The organism is Lichenihabitans psoromatis, assembly GCF_004323635.1.
In the GTDB taxonomy this organism is placed as follows: domain Bacteria; phylum Pseudomonadota; class Alphaproteobacteria; order Rhizobiales; family Beijerinckiaceae; genus Lichenihabitans; species Lichenihabitans psoromatis.
Map to the genome: position 1 here is coordinate 812,881 of NZ_CP036515.1, position 21,040 is coordinate 833,920.

At 64.8% G+C, this 21,040-nt stretch carries 18 protein-coding genes; 12 read left to right on the forward strand and 6 right to left on the reverse strand.

Features of this window, described 5'->3' with window-relative positions:
* Position 1: 1 nt before the first annotated feature.
* Positions 2-1,264 carry an MFS transporter gene (locus tag EY713_RS03785; RefSeq protein ID WP_131113634.1) on the reverse strand — a complete coding sequence of 421 codons (1,263 nt, stop codon included), beginning with the start codon at positions 1,262-1,264 and terminating at the stop codon, positions 2-4.
* A 146-nt stretch (positions 1,265-1,410) separates the two neighbouring features.
* Between EY713_RS03785 and gndA the strand changes: the two genes are divergently transcribed.
* Positions 1,411-2,847: an NADP-dependent phosphogluconate dehydrogenase gene (gene gndA / locus EY713_RS03790; RefSeq protein ID WP_245572882.1), complete on the forward strand. Its 1,437-nt coding sequence runs from the start codon at positions 1,411-1,413 to the stop codon at positions 2,845-2,847.
* Positions 2,848-2,890: 43 nt separating this feature from the next.
* Here gndA and EY713_RS03795 read toward each other — a convergent pair whose 3' ends face one another.
* The 3 genes from EY713_RS03795 to EY713_RS03805 all read right to left on the reverse strand — a co-directional run bounded on the left by EY713_RS03795 (position 2,891) and on the right by EY713_RS03805 (position 7,370).
* Positions 2,891-4,972, reverse strand: coding sequence for a molybdopterin oxidoreductase family protein (locus tag EY713_RS03795; RefSeq protein ID WP_131113636.1), 2,082 nt, complete (start codon positions 4,970-4,972; stop codon positions 2,891-2,893).
* A 74-nt stretch (positions 4,973-5,046) separates the two neighbouring features.
* Positions 5,047-6,285 (reverse strand): alpha/beta fold hydrolase, encoded by a 1,239-nt coding sequence (locus EY713_RS03800; RefSeq protein ID WP_131113637.1) that lies wholly within the window; start codon positions 6,283-6,285, stop codon positions 5,047-5,049.
* Positions 6,286-6,356: 71 nt separating this feature from the next.
* Positions 6,357-7,370, reverse strand: coding sequence for an alpha/beta hydrolase (locus EY713_RS03805; protein ID WP_342635977.1), 1,014 nt, complete (start codon positions 7,368-7,370; stop codon positions 6,357-6,359).
* Positions 7,371-7,430: 60 nt separating this feature from the next.
* Between EY713_RS03805 and EY713_RS03810 the strand changes: the two genes are divergently transcribed.
* Positions 7,431-8,306 (forward strand): branched-chain amino acid aminotransferase, encoded by an 876-nt coding sequence (locus EY713_RS03810; RefSeq protein ID WP_131113638.1) that lies wholly within the window; start codon positions 7,431-7,433, stop codon positions 8,304-8,306.
* 18 nt (positions 8,307-8,324) lie between these two features.
* Here EY713_RS03810 and EY713_RS03815 read toward each other — a convergent pair whose 3' ends face one another.
* Positions 8,325-9,113 (reverse strand): L,D-transpeptidase, encoded by a 789-nt coding sequence (locus EY713_RS03815; RefSeq protein ID WP_131113639.1) that lies wholly within the window; start codon positions 9,111-9,113, stop codon positions 8,325-8,327.
* Positions 9,114-9,386: 273 nt separating this feature from the next.
* Entirely contained in the window at positions 9,387-10,424 is a 1,038-nt protein-coding gene (locus tag EY713_RS03820; protein WP_131119235.1) for a LacI family DNA-binding transcriptional regulator, read from the reverse strand.
* A gap of 272 nt (positions 10,425-10,696) precedes the next feature.
* Between EY713_RS03820 and ltnD the strand changes: the two genes are divergently transcribed.
* From ltnD to otnC, 10 genes are all read left to right on the forward strand, one after another.
* On the forward strand, positions 10,697-11,626 hold the full coding sequence (ltnD, locus tag EY713_RS03825) for an L-threonate dehydrogenase (protein ID WP_425374334.1): 930 nt from the start codon (positions 10,697-10,699) through the stop codon (positions 11,624-11,626).
* Positions 11,627-11,678: 52 nt separating this feature from the next.
* Entirely contained in the window at positions 11,679-12,677 is a 999-nt protein-coding gene (locus tag EY713_RS03830; protein WP_207388316.1) for an ABC transporter permease, read from the forward strand.
* Positions 12,678-12,771: 94 nt separating this feature from the next.
* On the forward strand, positions 12,772-13,722 hold the full coding sequence (locus EY713_RS03835) for a sugar-binding protein (protein WP_131113641.1): 951 nt from the start codon (positions 12,772-12,774) through the stop codon (positions 13,720-13,722).
* A gap of 60 nt (positions 13,723-13,782) precedes the next feature.
* Entirely contained in the window at positions 13,783-15,285 is a 1,503-nt protein-coding gene (locus tag EY713_RS03840) for a sugar ABC transporter ATP-binding protein (protein WP_131113642.1), read from the forward strand.
* A 32-nt stretch (positions 15,286-15,317) separates the two neighbouring features.
* Positions 15,318-16,235 (forward strand): NAD-dependent epimerase/dehydratase family protein, encoded by a 918-nt coding sequence (locus tag EY713_RS03845; RefSeq protein ID WP_131113643.1) that lies wholly within the window; start codon positions 15,318-15,320, stop codon positions 16,233-16,235.
* Positions 16,232-17,125 carry an NAD(P)-dependent oxidoreductase gene (locus tag EY713_RS03850; protein WP_131113644.1) on the forward strand — a complete coding sequence of 298 codons (894 nt, stop codon included), beginning with the start codon at positions 16,232-16,234 and terminating at the stop codon, positions 17,123-17,125. Before EY713_RS03845 ends, EY713_RS03850 begins: the two co-directional genes overlap by 4 nt.
* Positions 17,126-17,180: 55 nt before the next feature.
* A complete protein-coding gene (locus EY713_RS03855; protein WP_131113645.1) occupies positions 17,181-18,239 on the forward strand; it encodes an alpha/beta hydrolase fold domain-containing protein in 1,059 nt (352 codons plus the stop codon).
* A 60-nt stretch (positions 18,240-18,299) separates the two neighbouring features.
* The gene (locus EY713_RS03860; RefSeq protein ID WP_131113646.1) at positions 18,300-19,094 is read left to right on the forward strand and encodes a hydroxypyruvate isomerase family protein; all 795 of its coding nucleotides are present in this window, start codon (positions 18,300-18,302) and stop codon (positions 19,092-19,094) included.
* Positions 19,095-19,122: 28 nt separating this feature from the next.
* Positions 19,123-20,391 carry a 3-oxo-tetronate kinase gene (otnK, locus tag EY713_RS03865; protein ID WP_131113647.1) on the forward strand — a complete coding sequence of 423 codons (1,269 nt, stop codon included), beginning with the start codon at positions 19,123-19,125 and terminating at the stop codon, positions 20,389-20,391.
* Positions 20,388-21,026: a 3-oxo-tetronate 4-phosphate decarboxylase gene (gene otnC / locus EY713_RS03870; protein ID WP_131113648.1), complete on the forward strand. Its 639-nt coding sequence runs from the start codon at positions 20,388-20,390 to the stop codon at positions 21,024-21,026. The genes otnK and otnC overlap by 4 nt, the downstream gene beginning before the upstream one ends.
* Positions 21,027-21,040: the final 14 nt, after the last annotated feature.

Sequence of the window (21,040 nt, forward strand, 5' to 3'; positions counted from 1 at the left end):
TCTACCGGTCGGCGTCTGGGGTCGGCAGCGACCACAGACGCGAGGTCGCGACCGCCAGCATGACCAGCAGGGTCGCGATAAAGCCGACGACGGCGGGCCACTTGCCGCTTGTCCAGAACAGGCCTCCGATCGAGCCGAGAAGGCTCGATCCGAGGTAATAGGCGAGGAGATAGAGTGAGGCTGCTTGTCCCTTGGCGGGGCCGGCCAAGCGACCGACCCAGCCGCTCGCGACCGCATGGCCGCCGAAAAACCCGACCGTGAATAGCCCGATCCCGACGATGATGGCCCAGAGCGGAGCCGCAAGCGTGATGATCAGGCCGATCAACCCGGTTGCGACCGTGCCGAGCAAGACGGTGGGACGCCCGATCCGGTCCGCCGCCGCCCCGGCCGACGCCGAGGCGAGCGTGCCGAGTGCATAGAGGCTGAACACCAGCCCGCTCTGCGCCTGATCGAGGCGATAGGGCGGTGCCTGAAGCCGGAAGCCGGCGTAGTTGTAAAGCGTCACGAAGCCGCCCATCCACAAGGCGCCGCAGAGAAACAGCCAGGGCAGACCGGGCTTGCCGAAGTTTTGCAGGAGACTGGCGACGTGCAACCCCAACCGGGCGGGCGGTTTTGCGGCGAAGTTCTTCGATGGGGGCAACAGCACCATAAAGCCGATGGCGGCCACGACGCCGAGCACCCCGATCGTGCCGATGGCGGCGCGCCAGCCGAAATGCTCGGCCACGAATCCCGTGATGACGCGGCCCGACAGGCCACCGATCGCCGTTCCGCCGACATAGAGCCCCATCGCATAACCGAGGCCGCCAGGATGGATCTCCTCAGCCAGATAGGCCATGGCGACGGCGGGCGCGCCGCCGAGCGCCATTCCTTCCAGCGCGCGGCCGAGCAGCAGCAGAGGCCAATTGGGCGTGAAGGCGATCGCGAGATTGAGGATCGCCGCGGCCAGGAGGGAGGCCGCCATCACGTTCTTGCGTCCGAGCGTATCCGACAGTGTTCCGGCCACCAGGATCGACAAGGCCAGCAGGCCGGTCGCGAGTGAAACCGCCAAGGAGCTTTCGGCGGCCCCAACCTGGTATTCGGCGGCGAAATTCGGCAGCAAGGGTTGTACGCAATAGAGCAGCGAGAAGATCGCCAGGCCAGCCACGAACAATGCCGCGTTGATTCGGCGATAATCCGGCGTACCGCGCAGCGTCCAGACCGGACCGCGCGCGATGGCGTCTCGCGCAGCGGATGATCCTGGGTCTCGGTCTGGCTTGGAGCGCATGATCGCCTTCTTGCACGGAATGGGATACCGCGCGATCCAATCGCGATCAGCCTCTGTGAAGCCTATGCCTGACCCTCTACATGTCGGAGGACGGCCGAGCCTCCGCATGCCATGCGGTCGCGCGCCGCATCATCGGAGGAACACCAGTGACCGAACTTTCTGATCTCGGCGTGCTCGGCCTTGCCGTCATGGGCGCCAATCTGGCCAGGAACGCCGCACGCAAGGGGTTCGGGGTCGCGCTCTACAACCGACATGGCGAGCGCACCGACAAGCTGGTCGAGGAGTTCGGCCATGAGGGCCGGTTCACGGCCACCAAGGAGCTCAAGGATTTCGTTGCGGCGCTGAGCAAGCCTCGCGTCATCATCATCATGGTCAAGGCCGGTAAGCCCGTCGACGACGTGATCGACGATCTCGTGCCCCTGCTCGAAGCCGACGACATCATCATCGATGGCGGCAATTCCCTCTTCACCGATACCAACCGCCGTTTCGACGCCCTGAAAGACAAGAAGCTCCGCTTCATCGGCATGGGCGTGTCGGGTGGCGAGGAAGGTGCACTCGAAGGCCCAAGCATGATGCCGGGCGGCGAGCATGATGCCTATCGGCGCATCGAGCCCATGGTCACCAAGATGGCGGCCCAGGTCGATGGCACGCCCTGCGCCGCCTATATCGGCGTCGGCGGTGCCGGTCATTACGTCAAGATGGTCCATAACGGCATCGAATATGCCGACATGCAGCTCATCACCGAAGCCTACGACCTGTTCAAGACGGTCTATGGTCTCGGCGCTCCAGCCATCGCCGACATTTTCGAGCAGTGGAAGTCGAGCGATCTCGATAGCTACCTCATCGATATCACCACCACGGTGCTGCGGAAGCAGGACGAGGCCACCGGCAAGCCGTTGGTCGATCTCATCGTCGACGAGGCCGAACAAAAGGGCACCGGCCGCTGGACGGCGCGCAACGCGCTCGATCTCGGTGTGCCGCTGACCGGCATCACCGAAGCGGTTTATGCACGCGCCCTGTCGGGTCAGCGCAAGCTTCGCGCCGAGGCCGAAAAGATCCTGCCGCACGAGGCTCCCGCACAGATGAAGCCGAGCCAGGCCGACATCGACGCGATCCGCGAGGCGCTCTATGCCTCGAAGATCATCGCCTATGCCCAGGGCTTCGAGCAGATGACCGCCGCCTCGAAGGAATATGGCTGGGACCTGAAGCTCGGCGAGGTCGCCACAATCTGGCGCGGCGGCTGCATCATCCGGGCCCGCTTCCTCGATCGCATCGTCGAAGCCTATGCCAAGGGGGGCGAGATCCCGAACCTCGTGCTGCAGGATTATTTCCGCGAGGCGGTGCTGAAGGCTGAAGCGTCCTGGCGCAAGGTCGTCGTGCTAGCGGTCCAGCATGGCGTCGCGATCCCGGCCTTCTCGTCCTCGCTCAGCTACTACGACGGCCTGCGCCGCTCGCGCGGTCCGGCTAATCTGTTGCAGGGCCTGCGCGACTTCTTCGGCGCCCACACCTATCGCCGCCTCGATAAGGACGGCTCGTTCCACACCCGCTGGGGTCAGGACGGCAAGGAAGAAGCGATCAAGTAAGGCGCAAAGCCGCCGCCTCGATCGTATCGGTCGAGGCGACCCGTTAAAGGCGGGTCAACGCGACCTTGTTGTCGTGGAACGCCGCGCCCCCGACCGGCGCCGGAGCATCGGCGCCCGTCAACGTGTTGATGCCTCGACCGTCCTCGTAAGCGTCGTTCGGCCAGATCGACTCGGCCACCAGCACACCGCGTCGCAACCCGGCAAACACCTTGGCGTGCAGCCTAACCGCGCCGCGTGTGTTGCAGAGCTCGACCTTGTCACCATCGACGATCGAGAGCGCGGCGGCATCGTCCGGGTGCACCAGAACGCTCGGCCGCACCTCTTTGGCGAGGCCCGTCGGCGCTTCGGTAAACGACGAGTTCAAAAAATTTCTGGCCGGGCTCGTGGCGAGCCGGAACGGATGCGCCGCATCCGCAACCTCGATCACATTCCACTGATCCGGAAAGGTCGGCATGTCGGTCGGCCACTCGGCGCTCTGGATCCCCGGAACGCTCGACCAATCCGGCTTGAAGCGGTAGCGGCCATCCGGCCAGCCGAAGCCGTCCAGAAAATGCGCCTTCTCGAACGGCTGCTGACAGTCGATCCAGCGATGTTGCTCGAGGTTGTCGAGCGTGCCGCGACCCGAGGCCTGCAGCGTCTGGTCGATCAACGCGCGCGGCGTCATGTCGAAGGCCGGATGCTCCACGCCGAGGCGCTTGGCCAGTGCCGAGATGACCTCGTGATTGTTGCGGCATTCGCCCGGCGGATCAATCAGCTTCGGCCCGAGCAGGATATGCTGCTGGCCGCCGCCTTGGTAGAGATCGTCATGCTCGACGAACATGGTGGCGGGCAGCACGATGTCGGCCATCCGGGCCGTGTCGGTCATGACCTGTTCGTGCACCACGGTGAACAGGTCCTCGCGGGCGAAGCCGCGCTTGACCACCTCCTGATCGGGCGCGACCGAAACCGGATTGGTGTTTTGGATGAACAGGGCCGCGACCGGCGGCCCATGCCGGAGCGCCTCGGCGTCGCCGGTCAGGACCGCGCCGATCCGCGACTGGTCGAGCTTACGGATGCTCGGATCGCGCAGATCAAGCCCCTCGATGGCTGTCTTGTCCCAGCCGAACATGCCGGAATTCGAGTGAAGGGCGCCGCCGCCTTCGTGCTGCCAAGCGCCCATCACGACCGGAATCGAACTCACCGCATGCAGCGCAACCGCGCCGTTGCGCGAGCGGGCAAAGCCGTAGCCGATGCGGAAATAACTGCGGGGCCGCTGCCCGAGCAGCTTGGCAAACGCCTCGATATCGGCCTCCGGCACGCCGCAGATGGCCGAAGCCCAGGCCGGGGTGCGGCTTGCGAGATGTGCCTCGAAGCCGACGGGATCGTCGGCGTAACGCGCCATATAGGCGTGATCCGCATGGCCATCGCGGAACAGCACGTGCATAACCCCGCAGGCCAGCGCCGCATCGGTGCCGGGGCGGACCAGCAGCGCGAGATCAGCCTGCTTCATGGTCGGATTATCGTAGATATCGACCGCCACGATCGGCGCACCGCGATCTTTCCGGGCCCGCACCGCATGGGTCATCACATTGACTTGGGTCACGACCGCATTGGTGCCCCAAAGGACGACGCAATCGGATTTGGCCATCTCGCGCGGGTCGGCGCCGGTCAGCCGCCCATGGCCCGCCATGTAGCCCGCCCAGGACAGGGCCGTACAGATGGTGGAATATTGGTCCGAGTAGCGCTTGGCGTGCCGCAGCCGGTTGATGCCGTCGCGCATGACAAGGCCCATCGTGCCGGCATAGTAATAGGGCCAGACCGCCTCCGGCCCGAGCCGCCGTTCGGCGTCGAGCAGGCCGTCGGCCGTGCGGTCGAGCGCCTCGTCCCATGAGATTTGGGCAAACTGGCCGGAGCCCTTCGGGCCGGCTCGCAGCATCGGGTGGGTCAGCCGATTCGGATTGTGGACCCGCTCGGCATAGCGCGCCACCTTGGCGCAGATCACACCCGCCGTGTAGCTGTTGTCGGCCGCGCCATAGACCCGTCCGATGGTGCGGCCGTCGAGAACCTCGACCTCCAGCGCGCAGCAGGAGGGGCAATCATGCGGGCAAGCGGATGCACGGCGGATGGAGCGGAGTGGAGCGTTCATGACGATAGACTAACAAAGGCGGCGCGACGTTGCATCTCTCTTGTCGCGCGCACCGACCCGCCATCGTGAGCGGCTCATTCGCGATCGGCTTCGGTCAATTCGTCCCGCGCGGACCGTTGCAGCAGCTTGGTTCGTCGCGTCAGGTAGAAGCCGACCACCCGGCCGATGCCGCCACTGATGGCCGGATATTTCGCCGCGACGTCGATCCATCGCTGCCGGGCGGCGGGGATCACGGAGGCGGGGCGCCGCTCATCGAAACGAAACAGCAGCGTCATGGCGTCCGCGGCGCGGCGATCGAGCGCCAGCATCAGCGCCCCGATTTCGATGGGGCCGACACTGCGGGGCAAACCCACGCGCGCCTGAGCGATCGCGCCCATGCCGTCCGCGCGGAGGCCGGCTCGCCACAAGCACCGGCCGCGACGGATATGCGCCAAGCCGAACAAGGGGTTGGCGGTCGCGCGTTCATGCCGCTCCAGCGCCGCCACACCCTGGCCGGCAGCCTCTAGCACCAGGGCGGAATAGCTCAGATAGACCGGCTCGAACGGTTGCGCCGCAAGCGCCAATTCCATGAGGCCGAGCTTCGTTCGCATGCGGCAGAGCGGCTGACGGCGCGCCAGCGTATAGAGATAATGGCCCGAGCGACGGCGGCGCTGCCGAACGGTGCGATACAGCGCTTCGAGGTCGATCCGACGATAGGCAGCGTCCAGGATGGCCGACGACAGAACGCCGGTCTCGGCCAGGAACGTCCCGGCCGGATGGCCCGCATAAGGCAAACTAACAATTCGAGCGGTGGGGATTTCGGCCGCGATCAGCATCGCGTGTCGCCCATCGCTCTCCCGGTCGTCGCAGAAGATCACGGCATCGTCGAAGGCCGGCAGCGTGTCGCCCGGATGTTCGTGCAGCCATTGCACGCTCTCACGCAGCTCGCGCCATCGCGTCTCGTGCGGAACGCGAGCGTCGATGACGGAATATTGCGGCGAGATCGCAATGGCGGTCTTGGCGCCGGCCCGGGCGCCGAAGCGCAAGGCGGCATAGCCCCCCATGCTCGATCCATAGGCCACGACGTTGTCATATCCGGTGACGAGGTCACGCACCTGATCGAGCACGGCGGGGAGATCGGCGTCCTGGTACCAAAGATTATTGGCCGACAGAATGTGGATCGAATCGATGCCGAGCCCAGCGAGGTAGGCCTCGGCGAAGGCTGGCCGATCGAGCGATAGATCGTCCGACATGGGATCGAAGGTCACGAAACACACGCGCGAGCCCCGCCCCAGATGGGCGCGAACCGCAAGATTGTCAGAGCGAAATACCAAGGGGACGTCCGATTGCATCAAGGGGCGTTCCATGCCCGATTGATCCGCCGGAGACCATCCCAGAACCTCGCTCATGGCGCGAGCGCCGCGCGAATTTCAGCTCCTATGGCCGAAAGAGCGATCGCGGCCGCCGGAATCAGGCCCGTCAAAGCCACGAAATGGTGGATCATGCCGGGGTGACAGGTATGGCGTACCGGGACGCCGGCCGCCGTCAGCCGCTCGGCATAGGCGAGGCCCTCGTCGCGGAGCGGATCGAAGGCGGCAGTGTGGATCAGGGCGGGACAAAAGCCGGCGAGATCATCCCGATGCAGCGGGGAAACGCGCGGATCGGCCGGATCGATGCCCGGCGGGAGATAAGCAGCAAGATCGCGATCCATCGTGACCTGATCCAGCATATAACCCTGCCCAAAGTCCAGCCGCGAGGGACGCCGAACCGCGAGATCGAGCACCGGGCAAAGCAGCACCTGCAGGCGCAAGCGGGGCGTCGCAGTGTCCGAGTCGGCAGCCGCCACGACCGTGGCCAGGGTGGCGCCGGCTGAATCCCCAGCGACGCCGATGCGCGCTGAGTCGAGCCCCCACGCCGACGCTTCGCCCAAGATGGCGCTGGTGGCCGCGACCGCATCGTCGACCGCTGCTGGAAAGCGATGCTCTGGCGCAAGCCGATAGGCGACCGCGATGACGCGGCATGCCGCCACCGCGGCGAGGCTGCGACAGAACGCATCATGCGTGTCGAGATCACCCGCCACGAGACCACCGCCATGGAAGAAGACGAGGCCGGGCATCGGGCCGTCCGGCGCATCCATCGGCGTGTAGCACCGGGCCGGCAAAGGTCCGTCCGCTCCCTGAACCGTTCCGTCCGTCACGGAGGCAACGACCTCGGCGTGCCGCGACAGGTTCATCAGGGCCGTGAAGCTGCGCCGCCGCTCAGCCGCATCGACGCCGGTTTCAGCCGGGTTCGCTTGGTTTGAAAGCGCCTGCGCTTGGTTCGAAAGCGCCAGCATGGCGAGAAGGCGCTGAGCGCGGGGATCGAGCGGCATAGAGGTCCGGATTTGTGGTGACCGCAACGAGACGGCAACGCGGGGCATGATAAACCTAGCATGGAATGATTGGCCGACCGTTTCGGACGGCACGAGGAAGGATCCGGCATGGCCCGCGTGAACACCAATGAAACCTCGCGGACCTGGACCTTCTTCGAGGAGGCGTGGCACGAGGGCAATGTCGGCATCATGGGGCCACGCACCCATGGCGCGTGGCTCGGATCGACGGTCTTCGACGGCGCGCGGATGTTCGAGGGCGTGACGCCCGACCTCGATTATCATTGCGAGCGGATCAACCGGTCGGCCACGAACTTCCTGCTCAAGCCCGTGGTGCCCGTCGATCGATGGATCGCGCTGGCCCGCGAAGGCATCGCCAAATTCGACAGGGAGGCGGCGCTCTACGTCAGGCCGATGTACTGGGCCGATGCGGGCGCGGCCGGGGGTGGCGTCCGGTTCGACCCGGACTCGACCCGATGGTGCCTCTGCGTCTACGAGGCGCCGATGCCCGACCCGGCGCGTGGCATCTCGGCGACCCTCTCGCCCTTCCGTCGCCCGACGGCCGAAACGGCACCGGTCGACGCCAAGGCCGGTTGCCTTTACCCCAACAGCACCCGCGCCTTGATCGAGGCGCATGAGCGGGGTTTCGGCAATTGCCTGCTGGTCGACATGCTCGGCCATGTGGCCGAACTCGCCAATTCCAACGTGTTCCTGGCCAAGGACGGCATCGTCTACACCCCGGCCCCGAACGGCACGTTCCTGAACGGCGTGACGCGGCAGCGCGTCATCGAGCTGCTGCGCCGCGATGGCGTGACCGTCGTCGAGACCAGCCTGACTTATGCGGCATTCCAAGCCGCCGACGAGATTTTCTCATCTGGCAATTTCGCCAAGGTCATGCCGGTCACGAAGCTGGATGACCGGGCTTTGCAGCCCGGCCCCTTCTATACCAAGGCCCGCGCGCTCTACTGGGACTTCGCCCACAGCTGAGACGCAGGCCGAAACGCCTTACTGATCGGCGTCGGGCGGCATCATGTCGTAGTTGGGATCGTAGGTCTGGTCGTCCTGCAGGACGGGCTGCGCCCGCCGGGCCTGCGGCTCCTGACGCGCCTCGAGGCCGCCATTCGCATTCGGTCCGAGAACCATGACCTTGGTGCCGACCGGAATGCGGCTGTAGAGGTCGATGACGTCCTGGTTGATCATGCGGATACAGCCGGACGACACGCTGGTGCCGATCGTCCACGGCTCGATCGTGCCGTGGATGCGGTAGAGCGTGTCCTTGCCGTTCTGGTAGAGATACATGGCGCGAGCGCCGAGCGGATTGCCCGGTCCGCCGCGCATGCCGAGACCGCCCTGCAGCTTCTCGACCGCTTGGATCACGTGGGGATCGCGAGCCATCATCTCCTTGGGCGGGTACCAATCCGGCCATTCCCGCTTCGCATTGATGGTGGCGACGCCGGACCACGAGAAGCCCTGGCGGCCGACGCCGACGCCGTAGCGGATCGCACGGCCATCGCCGTTGACGACGTAGAGATAGCGGGTCGCCGGATCAATGATGATGGTGCCGGGCGCCTCGTTGGAATTATACTCGACGACCGTTCGAAGGAAGTGGGGGTTGATGCGCTTGAGGTTGACGGCCGGAACCGCGAAGGGCTCGCCATCCACCTGCGCGTAGAGCTGCGCGGGATCGGCGAACTCCTGGGCCATCGCCCGCTTTGGCGAAAAGGCGGCACCGTAAGACGCGCCAACAAGGCTCGCGGCTCCCAACAACAAGGAACGCCGGCTCGGATTGACCATCGATTGAACTCCTACCGTCTGCTCGCGCTCGGTCCTGCGGGGTGCCGACCGAACGCCTCAGCTCGATGTGTTTGAAAGGACCGCGCCAACCTGCACCGACCCAGTTAACGCCTTGTCGATGCCGAATGTGTGCAACAGGTGGCGTGTTCCGCGGACGTGCCTTGGTTTTGGCATTTTTCCGCACCGCGAAGCAGATCGGCAACAGCTTTGGCGCTATTGGAGCGCTGCTTTGGCGCTAAAGCAGCGCTGCTTTGGTGCTGATCGCGCGCGACCCTAAGCGGTCTCGCCCGTCAGGATCTCGAACCCTGTATCGATGACGGCCGTCGCGCCATCGCGGTCTGGTTGCGAGAGGATCCGGTCGACCGCTGTCTTTCCGATCAGGAACCGGTTGGAGCGGATCGTCGACAGAGGGGTCGGGAGAGCCTGCCCGATATCGAGACCGTTGAAGCCGAAGAGCGCCAGATCGCGTTTCGGCGTAATGCCCTCGGCCATGCAGTGGAAGACACCGCCGACCGCCATATCGTCGTTCGAGAACATGACGACGTCGAGATCATGCGGTTTGCGAAGCAGCCCGGCCAACATCGTGCGTCCAGCCTGGGTCGAACTCGGCCCCTCGAACAAGGCTTCGGCTTCGAAGGTTAGACCCGTCTCGGCCAGCGCCTCCACCATGCCGTCCCAGCGCAAGCGCGCCCGACGGTCAGTGTCCCAGTCGTGACCGACATAGCCGAACCGCCGATACCCACGACCAACGAGATAGCGGATGCTCTCGTAGCCGGCGGCGCGATGCGACAGGCCGACCGCGAGATCGATCGGCTCGGAATCGATATCCATGAGTTCGGCCACGCGAAGGCCGCTTTGTTGTAAGCGACGCCGGGTGATTGGCGTGTGGTCGAAGCCGACCAGGATCATGGCGGCGGGCTTCCAAGCCAGCAGCGACCCGACCAGCTTTTCCTCCGTGACGGCTGCGTAGTTGGTAATGCCGACGACGGGCCGGAAGCCCGATGGCTCCAGCCCGGCATCGATGCCGCGCAACACGTCAGCGAAGACGATGTTGGACAAGGACGGTATGATGACGCCGATGAGATTCGAGGTCGCCGATGCGAGAGCGCCGGCCACCCGGTTCGGGACGTAACCGAGGTCGGCGACGGCCGCCAGCACGCGGTCACGGGTCGCATCGGCCACAGGTCCGATATTCCGCAGGATGCGCGACACCGTGATTTCGCTCACGTTCGCGAGCCGGGCCACATCGGCCAGGGTGACGGTGGTGGACTTGCCTGCGGCGAAACGCCTCTTCGGCCCGGTGGGCCCCATGCCGATGCTCTTGCGTGTCACGCCCGGCCCAGGTGGGCAGGGTTCCTGCTATCTCCCTCAGACGCTTCGGCATTAATCGCCCTCTGGTCAAGCTCCCTCATTGCCCACGCGGCGCACCCCTCTGTGCGTTAAGGAACAGATGGCAGCGCTGTCATATTTTTGATGACAGCGCTGCCATGCCGTGCATTGATGGTGTGAGCGGGCCGCTAGAGCCTGTCGAGAGAGCGTGATCGCCCAGCGCGACACGCTCCGGGTCACGATCGCGGGGGACAATGCCGATGAGCGGAACAGACGCGATTGCCGTGATCGGCCTCGGCTCGATGGGCCTTGGAATCGGACTGTCGATCCTGAAGGCGTCCATGCCGGTCAGCGGCTTCGATCCCAATACGGACGCACTCGGAAAATTTGCGGCCGCCGGCGGACGACCCGCGACAGATGCCGCGGATGCGGCACGGGATTCGGACATTGTGGTCGTCGTGGTCGTCAATGCGGCCCAGACCGAGACGGTTCTGTTCGGCGGCGGGGACCGCGAGGGCGCCGTTCACACGATGCGGCGAGGCGGTATCGTCATTTCATCGGCCACCATGGCGCCCGAGGATGCGCGCCGGCTTGGTCGGCGCTGCGCCGAAGCCGGCCTGCTTTACCTCGATGCGCCGATGAGTGGCGGCGTCGCACGCGCGGCAAACGGTGAGCTCACGGTCATGGCCTCCGGCGCGCCGGACGCCTTCGCGCGAGCCGAACCGGTGCTTCAGGCTATCGCGAAAACCGTCTATCGCCTCGGCGACGAGCCCGGCATCGGCGCGTCCTTCAAAATGGTCAATCAACTGCTGGCCGGGGTCCATATCGCGGCGGCTTGCGAGGCCATCACCTTTGCCAAGCGGCTGGGACTCGACCTCGATAAGGTCTTCGAAGTCATCACCGCCTCGGCTGGCAATTCCTGGATGTTCGAAAACCGCATCCCGCATGTGCTGTCCGGGGACTACAGCCCCGCCAGCGCGGTCGATATTTTTTCGAAGGATCTCGGCATCGTGGCCGATATGGGCCGCTCGGAGAAATTTCCGACGCCCCTGGCCGCCAACGCGCTGCAATTGTTTCTGATGACCTCGGCGGCCGGCATGGGGCGCGACGACGACGCGTCGGTGGCCCGAATGATCGCCAAGATGACCGGGCTCGACCTCCCCGGAATGACACCCACGACCTGATGCGGCAGACCGCCATCCACCAGAAAGGTGGAGGCTAGGGAGGAGAGACACCGTGCTCGAACGCCAAGCGACGGCCGTCCCGGTCGGCCCATCGCGCCTCAGCCTCGGCTGGACCGCCGTGCTAAAGGTGCGTGAATTGAACGTGCTGATGGCCCTCCTCCTGGTTGTGGCGCTCATCAGCTTCTCGACGCCCTACTTCATGACGACCGACAACCTCATGGGCGTCTTCCGGTCGTTTTCGCTCATCGCCATCATGTCGATCGGCATGGTTATGGTCATCATCACGGGCGGCATCGATCTGTCGGTCGGTTCGGTGATGGGGCTGTCGTCCCTCGTAACGGCGCTCGGCTTCCAGTCCGGCCTCCCGACGATCGTGTGCATCCTCGGCGGTTTGGTGACGGGCCTGCTGTTCGGCTTGTTCAACGGTGTGCTGATCACGGTCGTCCGGCTGCCGCCCTTCATCGCGACGCTCGGGTCGCTGAGCATCGGGCGCGGGCTGATGTACATCATCACGCATGGCGTACCGCTGACGCCGGATACTCCTGACATCTTCTCGCAGATTGGGCAGGGCTATGTCGGGCTGGTACCGATCCCGGTTGTCATCATGCTGGCCATGACGATCATCTTCTCGATCCTGATGCGGAAGACGCGGTTCGGACGGCACGTCTATGCCACGGGCGGGAACGAGTTGGCGGCGCGGCTCAGCGGCGTCAAGACGGCGCGCGTCAAGCTGCTGGTCTACATGCTGTCCGGCCTGATCGCTTCGATCGCCGGCGTCATCAGCTTCTCGCGTTATCTGTCGGCCGAACCAGCCTCCGGCTTCGGCGCCGAACTCGACGTGATCGCGGCCGCCGCTATCGGAGGCGCGAGCCTGGCCGGCGGCGTCGGCAGCGTCGAAGGCGCGATCATCGGAGCGGCGCTCGCCGGCATCATCGCCAACGGCGTCGTGCTGATGAATATCGACACCTACGCCCAACAGGCCATCACCGGCGCCGTCATCCTGATCGCCGTGAGCCTCGACGTGTGGCGCAACAGAGCCAGAGGAGGCTAGGGCCGGGGGCAGCGGCACGACACGACACGACACGACAGATCCAGACAACAATCCAAAAACGTCAAAGACCACAACGGGAAAAAAGGAAACGATCATGACCAAGGTTTTGAATATTTCGCTTTCACTTGCGGCTGTGTTGGCCATCCTACCCATCTGTGGCGCGCCTGCCGCGTTCGCGAAGGACGCCAAGGACATCACGATCGCGGTCGTGCCGAAAGTGGCAGTGCCGTTCTTCGACGATTGCAACAAGGGCGCCAGTGAAGAATCCAAGGCCCTCGGGGTCAACTACCAGTGGGTCGTGCCGCAGAACACGCAAGGCTCGACGCAGGTCAAGATCCTCGAAGATCTGATGAGCAAGAAGGTCGACGGCATCGCGATCTCGGTCAACGAGCCGAAGTCGGTGGAAGCCGTCATCAAGAAGGCCGTCGCCAGCGGCATCAAGGTGCTGACCTTCGACAGCGACAGCGCCAAAAGCGCGCGCAGCATGTATATTGGCACCAACAATGAATCCGCCGGCGCGACGATGGGCGAGTCCATGGCCAAAGCGCTCGACGGCAAGGGCGAAGTCGCCATCGTGACGGGTCAATTGGGTGCCTCGAACCTGAACGAGCGCATCACGGGCATCAAGAAGGCGCTGGCCAAATATCCCGACATCAAGATCGTGGCGACCGAGGGCACCGACGACGATCTCGCGAAGGCCGTGTCGGTCGATGAGGCGCTTCTTCGCGGGCACCCGGGCCTCAAGGGCATCTTCGGGGTCAGCCAGGTCGGCGGTCCCTCGGTCGCCAAGGTCATGGACACCAAGGAGTTCGGGTCCAAGAAGGGCACCGTGAAGGTCTTCGCCTTCGACGATCTCCCCGATACCGTGAAGGGCGTCAAGGACGGCTTCATTCAGGGCATCATGGTCCAGCGGCCCGTGACAATGGGCAAGCTCGCGGTCGAAAATCTCGTCAACCAAGTCAACGGCACCGAGAAGGATCCGGCCAACATTGACACCGGCGTGACCGTGGTCAATGCCGCGAACCTCGATGGCTACACCAAGTAGCATCATCGGACCGGCCGGGGGTGCGCCCCCGGCTTTCTCGGACCCGAGAAGTCAGCCTTCATGCAACCTTTTCTCGAAATGCGCGACGTCTCGAAGACCTTTCCGGGCGTGCGGGCGCTCGACAAGGTTGATCTCCAGGTGCGGCTCGGCGAAGTCCACGCCTTGGCGGGTGAGAATGGCGCGGGCAAGAGCACGCTGATGAAGATCATGACCGGGGTCTACAAGGCCGACCCCGGCGGGACGATTTTGATCGAGGGCAAGCCCGTCGAGATCACCGATGCGGTGCATGCGCGCTCGCTCGGCATCAGCATCATCTACCAGGAGCTCTCCATGGTGGAGAACCTGACGGTCGCCGAGAACATCTTCCTGTCGCGCGAGCCGCTGCGCCGTAGCGGGTTCCTCGACAAGGAGCGTATGAATCGCGAAGCCCGAGCGGTGCTGGCGACGCTCGACATGGCCATTGCGCCGACGACGCCCGTCGCCGACCTCAGCATCGGTCAGAAGCAGATGATCGAGATCGCCAAGGCGATCTCCTATCGATCCAAGATCATCATCATGGACGAGCCGACCGCCTCGCTCAGCCACCACGAGGCCGTCACGTTGATCGGGCTTATTCGCGCTTTGCGCCAACAGGGTATCGGGATCGTCTACATCACGCACCGGCTCGACGAAATCTTCGAGATCGCCGACCGTGTCACGATCCTGCGCGACGGCAGTACGGTCGATTCCCTGCCGATCGCGGCCGTAACCCGCGACATCCTGGTCCGCAAGATGGTGGACCGGGAGTTAAGCCAACTCTACGGCATCCACTCGTCCTCGGCCACGTCGCAGGAATTGATCCGCGTCAGCGGCCTCACCCTGAAGGAGCCTCGCCCGCATCAGGCCAAGGTGAAGGACATCGATTTCACCCTCCACAAAGGCGAGGTGTTGGGGTTCTTCGGTCTCATCGGGTCCGGCCGGACCGAGATCATGGAGATGATCTTCGGCATGCGGCCTTCGACCGGCCGCATCAGCATCGACGGGGCCGATGTCGCGATCAAAGAGCCGGCCGATGCGATCGCGCTCGGGATCGGCTTCGTCACGGAGGACCGTAAGGAGCAGGGGCTCGTGCTCGGGATGACGGTCCGCGAGAATTTCAGCCTGACCCATCTTGAGGCCTATTCGCCGTATTTCTTCGTCGACCGAACCCGCGAAACCGAGCGGTGCCGCGATTTCGTGACATCGCTCGGGATCAAGACGCCCTCGACCGAGCAGCGCGTCAACAATCTCAGCGGCGGTAACCAGCAAAAGATCGTGATCGCCAAATGGGTGGCACGCTCGCCCAAGATTCTCATTGTCGACGAGCCGACGCGGGGCATCGACATCGGAGCCAAGGCCGAGGTTCATGCGTTGCTCGGACGTCTCGCTCGCGACGGAATGGGCGTGATCGTGATCTCGTCCGATCTCCCCGAAGTGCTGGCCGTCAGCGATCGGGTCGTCGTGATCAAGGATGGGCGGGTCAGCCGCGTGGTCGAGCGGGCCGACGCCTCGCAGGAAAGCATCATGGAAGCGGCGACGGCTTGAGCCGCGCCGCCGACACAGACAGGGGAGCACACATGGCCAAAAATATCGTTTTCACCGGCGGCAGCGGCAAAGCCGGGCGGCACGTCGTCCAATATCTCGTCGAGCACGGCTACAACGTGCTGAATCTCGACACCAAGCCGCTCGACAATCCGAAGGTCAGAACCCTGATCACGGACATCACCGATTCCGGCCAGGTGTTCAATGCGCTGACCAGCACGCTCGAATTGCACGAATTCGCGCCCTCGCTGCGGGCCCCGAAGATCGACGCCGTCGTCCATTTCGCTGCGATCCCCCGCATCATGATCGTGCCCGACAACGAGGTGTTCCGCATCAACACGATGGGGACCTACGCGATCGTCGAGGCAGCCGAAAAGCTCGGCATTCGCAAGACCATCATCGCCTCGTCGGAAACGACCTACGGGCTCGTTTTCGCCAATGAGCCGCGCGACCCGGCCTATTTCCCGCTCGATGAAGACTATCCGGTCAATCCGATGGACAGCTACGCTTTGTCCAAGATCTGCAACGAGCGGACCGCTCATGCCTTCCAGCAGCGCACCGGCTCCGACATCTATGCGATCCGCATCGGCAATGTGATCGAGCCGCATGAATATGCCAACTTCCCGGCCTTCTTCGCCGATCCCGCCTTCCGCAAACGCATCGCCTGGAGCTACATCGACGCGCGCGACCTCGGCGAGATTATCCGGCTCAGCATCGAGACGGATGGTCTTGGCTTCCAGATCTTCAACGCGGCGCAGAACGATTGTTCCTCCGACCTGCCGACCGCCGAACTGCTCAAGCGCTACTACCCCAACGTGCCGGTGAAGCGCCCCCTCGGTGAGTATGAATCGCTGATGTCGAACAAGAAGACCCGCGAGATGCTGGGCTTCGAAGAGCAACATAATTGGCGCAAATACGTGTCGGCCTCCGCCCTGCAAGGACGCCAGCCATGAAGGAGAAGATCGGGTTCATCGGCCTCGGCCTCATGGGGCACGGCATCGCCAAGAACATCATCGAGAAAGGATGGCCGCTCGCGGTCCTGGCGCATCGCAAGCGCGACGCGATCGACGACCTCAAGCAGCGCGGCGCAACCGAGGTGACCTCACCGCGCGCCTTGGCCGATGCCTGCGACGTGGTTCTGCTCTGCGTCACCGGCTCGCCGCAAGTCGAGGCCGTGATCGAGGGCGAGAACGGGCTGGCCTCTGCCGGTAAGCCGCTGCTGATCATCGATTGCTCGACCGCCGAGCCGGCGTCCACGATCCGGCTCGCCGCGAGCCTCGCGCCGCGCGGCATTACGCTGATCGACGCGCCCCTGAGCAGGACGCCGAAAGACGCATGGGAGGGCACACTCGACGTGATGGTCGGGGGCGCAGACGATGCCGTCGCGCGGGCTCGGCCGATCCTGGAGGCCTTCGCGGGCCGCATCGTGCCGACCGGGCCGGTCGGCACCGGACATACGATGAAGCTGCTGAACAACTTCCTGTCGATGGGATACGCGGCGCTCTACTCCGAAGCGCTGATGATCGGCGCGAAGGCGGGACTGACCCCGCAGGTGTTCGACAGCGTCATCCAGAACGGGCGCATGGACTGCGCCTTCTATCAAACCTTCCGGCGCTACGTGATCGAGCGGGACCCGAATGCCCACAAGTTCACCATCGCCAACGCCCATAAAGACGTGACCTATCTGGCCGGCTTCGCGCAGGCACTCGGGGTCGCCAATCCTGTGGGTGCGGCGGTGCGCAACAGCTTTGCGCTCGCGGTCGGCGCCGGCCACGGCGAAGATTATGTGCCGATGCTGTCGGACATCGTCGCGACAATGAACGGAACGTCACTGACAAAATGACGCCGGCCGGGCCGGCCATAAGGCCGTCACCGCGCACTCTCAGGGAGGATTATCGATGATGTTATCACGAACGATCGCGGCCAGTTTGGCCGTTCTGGCAAGCTGCTCGGTGGCGGCGCGGGCAGATGATGCCGCGCTCGCTCCTCTGAAAGTTCCGGCCAAGACGCTGCAGATCCCGACGGCCGATATCAGCCCGGAGATGCAGAAGTTCATCGGCGCGCCGCTCAATCCGGGTTGGGATTTCCACCCCAAGACCGGTGAGGAATGGCGCGCGATGGCCGATAAGATCGCGGCCGGCGTCGTACCGGGCCTCCCCGCCATGGAGGCGCGCATGCACGTCAAGGTCGAGCCATCGACGATCGACGGCGTGCGCGTCTTTATCGTGACGCCGGACGAGATGCCGGCCGAGAACAAGGACAAGGTGATCGTCCACGTTCACGGCGGCTGCTACGTCTATTTTCCCGGCGCATCAGGCACCACGGAAGCCATCATGATGGCCGGGTTCGGTCATTATAAGGTGATCGCTGTCGACTATCGCATGCCTCCCGAAGCCTATTTCCCAGCCGCGCTCGACGATGCGATGACGGTCTATAAATCGGTGCTGAAGACCACCGATCCCAAGAACGTCGGCATCATCGGTACGTCGGCAGGCGGCGCGCTGACGCTCGAAATGGTCGTCAAGGCCAAGCAGGACAATCTGCCGATGCCCGGCGCCATCGCACCCGGCACGCCGATGGCGGATGTGACCAAGACGGGCGATAGCTTCTACACGAACGAATTTGTCGACAATGTCCTGGTCTCACCGAACGGGTTTTGCGACGATGCCGCCGCCTTCTACGCCCATGGCCACGACATGAAGGATCCACTGCTCTCGCCCGTCAATGCCGACATGAGCGGCTTCCCGCCCGCGATCCTGACCACGGGGACGCGCGATCAGTTGCTCAGCAACACCGTGCGGGTCCATCGCAAGCTGCGCCGCGCCGGCGTCGAGGCGGACCTCAACGTCTATGAGGGCGAGTCCCACGCGCAATATCAGTTCGACGACCGCGTGCCCGAGACCAAGGAAGCCTTCGGGGACATCACGGCCTTTTTCGGCAAGCATCTCGGACATTGACGAACGGCGGGTGCGCCGACTTTGGCGCGCCCGCGATATCTCTCATCTTCAGGGTGCCCCATGCTGCGCTTCTCCGCCAATCTCGGTTTTCTCTGGCCAGACCGGCCGTTGCTCGACCGGATCGACGCGGCGGCCCGGGCCGGTTTTAAGGCGATCGAGTTGCATTGGCCCTATGATGTGCCGGCGCGCGACGTGAAAGCCCGCTGCCTCGAGCACGGGCTGGTCTTGCTCGGCATCAACACGGTTCGAGGCAACGTCGCCGCGGGCGAGAACGGGCTCGGCGCACTTGCGGGTCGCGAAACCGAGTTCCAGGCCTCGGTGGATCAATCGATCGCCTATGTGGTCGAAGCGGGCGGCACCGCAATCCATTGCATGGCCGGGGTGGTCCCGCCGGACCAGCGCGCAGCGGCGCGCGACGTCTTCATCGCCAATCTGCGCGCTGCCTCCGCCAAAGCCGAGCCGCACGGCGTGACATTGCTGCTGGAGCCGCTCAATCCGCGCGATGCGCCCGGCTATTTCTATTCCACCGCCGCCGCGGGGGCCGCGATCATCGAGGCGACCGGCCGCGCCAACATCAAGCTGATGTTCGATTGCTATCATGTTGGGTCGAACGAGGGCGACGTGCTCGGCAATCTGGAGCGCTTCCTCCCGGTCATCGGTCATGTGCAGATCGCGGCGGTGCCAAGCCGGGCCGAACCCGACCTGGGCGATCTCGACTATCGCGACGTCTTCGCGGCCCTCAATCGCTTGCCTTATGCAGGGTGGACCGGCGCAGAATACAAGCCCGCCGCCGATACCGATGCGGGGTTGGGCTGGCCACAGGCACTCGGCGTCTCGCTCGGCCAGACCGCCTGAGCATCGCACCTGATCGAGGAGATGAACGATGCTTCTGGGCTGTATTGCGGATGACCTGACCGGCGCGACGGACCTGTCGCTCACGCTGACGCAGGAAGGGCTCCGCACCGTCCAATGCACCGGCCTGCCGTCCCCGGCCCTCAACCTCACCGGCATCGACGCGCTGGTGATCGCCCTCAAGTCGCGCTCCATCCCGGCCGCCGACGCGGTGTCGCAATCGGTAGCGGCCGCGCAAAGCCTGCGCGCCCTCGAGGCGCGTCAGCTTCTCTTTAAATATTGCTCGACCTTCGATTCGACCGACGAGGGCAATATCGGACCTGTCGCCGAGGCGCTGCTGGCGTTCGTCGGCGGCGGCCAGACGATCGCCTGCCCGGCCTTTCCACGCGCCGGACGCACCATCTATGCGGGACAGCTTTTTGTGAACGGCGTGCCGCTCAGCGAAAGCCCGATGAAAGACCATCCGCTCAATCCCATGCATGACAGCGACCTTCGGCGCGTGCTCGGCCGCCAGTCCCGGCAAGCCGTCGGACTGATCGGCTTTTCCGATGTCGCGGCGGGACCGGACGGCATCGCCAAAGCGCTGGCTCGCGAAGCGCGCGAGGGGCGTCCACTGTCGATCGTCGACGCGCTGACGGACCAGCATCTGCGGGACATCGGGGCCGCGATTGTCAACCTGCCTCTCGTGACCGGCGGATCGGGCATCGCCATGGGGCTGCCGGCGGCCTATCTGGCGGCCGGTCTCATCGACACGCTGACACCGCCACCGCGCACCATGGCGGCGCCGGCGGGGCGGGCCGCGATCCTGGCCGGCTCTTGCTCGGCCGCGACGCGGGGACAGGTCGCGGCTGCGGTCGAGGCCGGCGTTCCGACGTTCCGGCTGGATGCCGGGCAATTGGCGGATGGGCATCAGTCGGTGACCCATGTGCTCGACTGGGTGGACCAGCAGGCCGGCCCCCAACCGATTCTGATCTATTCGAGCGCCGACCCCGACGTCGTTCGCGACACTCAGGCGCGGCTCGGACGCGACGCCGCCGGCGCCCTGGTCGAACATGCCATCGCCGACATCGCCCTCGGCCTGCAGCAGCGCGGCTTCACGCGGCTGCTCGTCGCGGGCGGCGAGACCTCGGGCGCTGTGGTCCAGGCACTCGGCGCACAAGCTTTGGCGATCGGTCCAGAGATCGACCCCGGCGTGCCATGGACCCGGACGCTCGATGGTGTCCCGATGGCGCTGGCGCTCAAATCAGGAAATTTCGGCACACCGGATTTCTTCCTCAAGGCCTGGAGCAGCTTGACATGAGCGACGCGGCGCTGCGCGAACGCATCTGCACGGTCGGCGCTTCACTGTTTCGGCGTGGCCTGACCTTTGGCTCCACCGGCAACATTTCGGTGCGACATCCGGACGGCGGCTGGCTGATGACGCCGACCAATGCGTCGCTCGGCGAACTCGATCCCGCGCGCCTATCGCGGCTCGATGAGGCAGGAACGCTGATCGGCGGCGACAAGCCCACCAAGGAAGCCTTTCTGCACCGGGTCATGTATGCGCGGCGGCACCAGGCCGAGGCGGTCGTGCATCTCCATTCGACCCATTCGGTCGCGGTGTCGTGCCTGCACGGGCTCGATCCGTGCAATTGCCTGCCGCCGTTGACGGCCTATTACGTCATGCGGGTGGGACGGTTGCCGATCGTCCCCTATTGTCCGCCGGGCGACGAGAGCCTCGCCTGGGAGGTCGACAAATTGGCCGGCGAGCATCACGCCGTGCTGCTGGCGAACCATGGCCCCGTCGTGGCCGGCACCAGCCTCGACAATGCCGTCTACGCAACCGAAGAACTCGAAGAGACGGCGCGGCTGTTCCTGCTGCTTCGCAACCAGCCAATCAATCCCCTCACGCCCGAGCAGGTCGAGGATCTGCGGGCGCGCCTCGGCCTGTGGTAGCCAACGCGCCCTGC